The sequence below is a fragment of the Elizabethkingia argenteiflava genome, assembly GCF_009904105.1.
Classification (GTDB): Bacteria; Bacteroidota; Bacteroidia; order Flavobacteriales; family Weeksellaceae; genus Elizabethkingia; species Elizabethkingia argenteiflava.
Map to the genome: position 1 here is coordinate 1 of NZ_JAAABJ010000329.1, position 3,605 is coordinate 3,605.

Annotated in this window: 4 protein-coding genes, 1 tRNA gene and 1 pseudogene; 1 reads left to right on the forward strand and 5 read right to left on the reverse strand. The window is 36.9% G+C overall.

Annotated elements, in window-relative coordinates:
* Positions 1-85: 85 nt before the first annotated feature.
* From GNY06_RS03540 to GNY06_RS03555, 4 genes are all read right to left on the reverse strand, one after another.
* Positions 86-159 (reverse strand) — tRNA-Asn (locus tag GNY06_RS03540).
* Positions 160-247: 88 nt separating this feature from the next.
* Positions 248-1,582 (reverse strand): RIP metalloprotease RseP, encoded by a 1,335-nt coding sequence (gene rseP, locus GNY06_RS03545; protein WP_166518830.1) that lies wholly within the window; start codon positions 1,580-1,582, stop codon positions 248-250.
* A gap of 95 nt (positions 1,583-1,677) precedes the next feature.
* Complete coding sequence (locus GNY06_RS03550; protein ID WP_166518831.1) at positions 1,678-2,142, reverse strand: hypothetical protein; 465 nt, start codon at positions 2,140-2,142, stop codon at positions 1,678-1,680.
* 29 nt (positions 2,143-2,171) lie between these two features.
* Entirely contained in the window at positions 2,172-2,621 is a 450-nt protein-coding gene (locus tag GNY06_RS03555; protein WP_166518832.1) for a DUF6646 family protein, read from the reverse strand.
* Positions 2,622-2,694: 73 nt separating this feature from the next.
* On the opposite strand from GNY06_RS03555, the gene GNY06_RS03560 reads away from it, so the two are divergent.
* Positions 2,695-3,453 (forward strand): amidohydrolase, encoded by a 759-nt coding sequence (locus GNY06_RS03560; protein ID WP_166518833.1) that lies wholly within the window; start codon positions 2,695-2,697, stop codon positions 3,451-3,453.
* A 38-nt stretch (positions 3,454-3,491) separates the two neighbouring features.
* Here GNY06_RS03560 and GNY06_RS15525 read toward each other — a convergent pair.
* Positions 3,492-3,605 (reverse strand): annotated as a pseudogene (locus tag GNY06_RS15525) (IS982 family transposase); the annotation flags it as partial.

Consider the following 3,605-nt stretch of genomic DNA (forward strand, 5'->3'; position numbering starts at 1 on the left):
TTTATAAGCACTTTTTAAAATCGACAACTCGCAAAGATTTTTTAAAAAATCGGAAAACCCTTTGTGGGATAGGGTTTCCCGATTGCTCCTCCTGCTGGGCTCGAACCAGCGACCCTCTGATTAACAGTCAGATGCTCTAACCAACTGAGCTAAGGAGGAAGGTCCTTTGTTTTAAGTGGTGCAAATATACACACATTTAATATTCACTGCAAATATTTCTTAATATTTTTTTACTGAAATCTTTTTATCATTTGAAAATCAATTTATAAATATCACTTCCAAAGATAAGAACCGTTAGCCCGAGCAAGAATATTACGCCTATCATCTGGGCATTTTCCAATACTTTCTGCGGAACAGCTTTGCCTGTAATCATTTCCCACAAGGTAAAAAAAACATGGCCTCCATCCAATCCCGGAATGGGAATAAGGTTTAGAAAAGCTAACCAAACAGAAAACATGGCCGTAAAGGACCAAAAGGCGGGCCAATCTATATGGGTGGGCATTTGCTTTACAATACCTATGGGGCCTGCTACCTTTGTATAGCCTTTTGTTTTTTGATTAAAAATAATTTTAAACTGCTTCACCTGCATGACCAATATATCTATGGTACGGGTGAACCCTCTGGGAATGGCTTCTAATAAGCCATATTGTTCGGTAACTCTTGTCTTTTCATAGCTTGCTAATAAAAATTTGGGATCCGGAGAAAAACCTATTTTTCCATCTTTATTTACCTGTACCTGTACATCTATATGCTGAGCATTTCTTTTAACTCCGAGTTTTATCTGCCCACTCGCATGGGAGGTGATTTCTTTGTTGACTTCATCATAATAAAGGGTCGGCTTTCCATTTACCGCAAGTATTTGATCTCCTTTCTGTAGTCCCGCTGCCTGAGCTCCGGAATGAGGAAGAATAGAATCTACAACAGGAACAAACCTAGGTGAGAAATAAGCTCTTACTTCATTAGCTTTCATCACTTCTGCTACACCATTCTCATCTATAGGAAAAGTAATTTCTTTTCCATTACGCAACACCGTTACATTATCCGCAAAGAGCATATTGAGCATGGATTCTTCCATCCTTTTTGCGGGTTTACCATTGATTTTTAAAATTTTATCTCCGGTCTCCAATCCCATTTTTTGTCCTTCGGCGGATACATATATCCCATTTTCAAATTTTGCATTATCCGAATAAGTTTCTCCTTTAAAGTAAGATAAGCAGGCATAAATAAGCCACGCCAGAAAAAAGTTAACCGTAACCCCTCCTAGCATAATAATAAGCCGCTGCCAAGCTGGTTTAGAACGAAATTCCCAAGCCTGTGCGGGCTTTTTTAACTGCTCGGTATCCATACTCTCGTCTACCATACCTGCAATTTTAACGTAGCCTCCTAATGGGAGCCACCCTATCCCATATTCTGTTTCTCCAATTTTCTTTTTTAGAATTGAGAACCAAGGATCAAAAAAGAGGTAAAATTTTTCTACTCTAGTTTTAAAATATTTTGCAGGAATAAAGTGCCCTAATTCATGTAAGCCTATTAATATTGAGATGCTTAAAACGAATTGAAATATTTGATTAAATAACTCCATTTATAATGTTTGAAATGCAAAAATAGCAATATTTTCGAGCCTTAAAAATAAAAAGCTACCTAAGAAGAGGGTAACTTTTTATTTTATTTTTTATTTTAGAGGTTAAACTTAAGCCCTAATCCAAATCTACCGACTTGAGAACTGCCCCCATCCGTTAACAAGAAAGCAGGTCTCCAGTCAAAGGATAGTATGACTGGAGTTTGGGTAATTTTGTATTCCAACCCTAACATAGGGCGTATGCCAAAATAGGTATCTCCTCCTTCAATAAATTCTAGAGCAGGTCCTATTCCCACATACCAATTCAGCCCTTTCGTATTTGTTATTTTTTCATTATAAGAATAAAATGCCTGAACTAAGGTCGCATGATTGCCGAAGATTATTTCTGCCTGCCCTGCATTATTTCTATTAAAAAAATGCTTAAAGACTGGTCCTGCTGCGGTGTATCCATCTCCGAAATCTATGGATAGTCCTAAGCTATTTTTATAGGTCTGCGCACCTATGCCTATTGTTCCCATGAATAGGCCCCCAACAAGAAATAAAGATTTTAATGTTTTTTTCACAATTTAAAATGGTTTAATTTTATATTTTTTTAATCTAAATTAAAAACAACACCTATTCCCCCTCTGTTTCCCACTTCAGCGAAAGCTCCTATTGATGGTGTAAAGAAGTATCTAAACCCGATATGTGCACCAAAATCAAAGGCACTACCCATCAAACCCAGACTAATGCCAGGATAAATATCAAAATGCTCGGGCAGGTCTAAAATGTCCTTTAAGTGATAATTGGCTCGCGTTACTATGGAGATGGCTGTTTTCTTTTGGCCGTCTACCGTCTTTCCTTCGGAAAAAACCCCCAGGCTGCTCCCTATGGATATCGCCTCTGCAATACCATAATCATAGGAAACTTTAACCCCAAATCCTCCGTTACCCCATACATTGATTCCGGCTTGCACCTTCTGATCTCCAGTACCGTCCCAGGCCTGGGCACTGGTTATTTGAATTGCACATATGGTGAAGAGTGAAAAAAATATTTTTTTCATAAAAAACTAGATTATTTTTTTATTATTAATAACTTTACTAACGATTATTTCAATAAATTTATTCTTATATACAATGAGAAAATTGAAAATACTGGGCTTACAGCACAATATTCAATGGCGGGATAAAGTTAAGAATTTGGAGCGAATAGAATCGCTTTTCTCCACAAAAGAAAAACCCGATATTTTTCTGCTGCCCGAAATGTTTGCTACCGGTTTTTGTATGGATGCACAGCAAATAGCTGATAAAAAAGAGGAAATCCTATCTTGGATGAGATCATTTGCGATTCAACATAAGGTGGCTGTGGGAGGAAGCGTGGCTATAGAGCATCACCAAAAGTTTTACAATCGTTTTTACTTTGTAGAAAAAGGTGGTAAAACTCATCATTATGATAAAAGACATCTTTTTTCGTATGCCCGGGAAGATCAATATTATACTCCGGGAAAAAAAAGAGTGGTCATCGAATACTTAGGATGGAAAATCTGTTTGCAGGTTTGCTATGATTTGAGATTTCCGGTATTTTCAAGAAATACCGACGACTATCATCTTATGCTTAATATTGCCAACTGGCCTTCCAGCAGAATAGATGCATGGGATAGCCTTCTAAAAGCTAGAGCCTTAGAAAATCAATGTTATGTATTTGGTCTCAACCGATTAGGTGAAGATGGCGAAAAATTGCATTATACAGGATCTTCTCATTGCTTTTTTGCAGATGGAAGAGAGGTTGGAAGAATTGAAGATACTTTTATTTCTGCAGAATTGGATCAAGAGTTACTCCACCAACACAGAATGAAGTTTCCTTTTTTGGCCGATCGGGATGATTTTGAACTGTGATTTTCGTAAAACCAATACTATATTAACCCGTGGTGGATTTAAGCAATACGAGTTTTTAAGTTGTTAATATTTCTATTGTTTAGTTTATTAATGCATTGTATAACAATCAGTGCCATTATCTTAGATAATATTCTGTTCTTAAAGCCATCAAA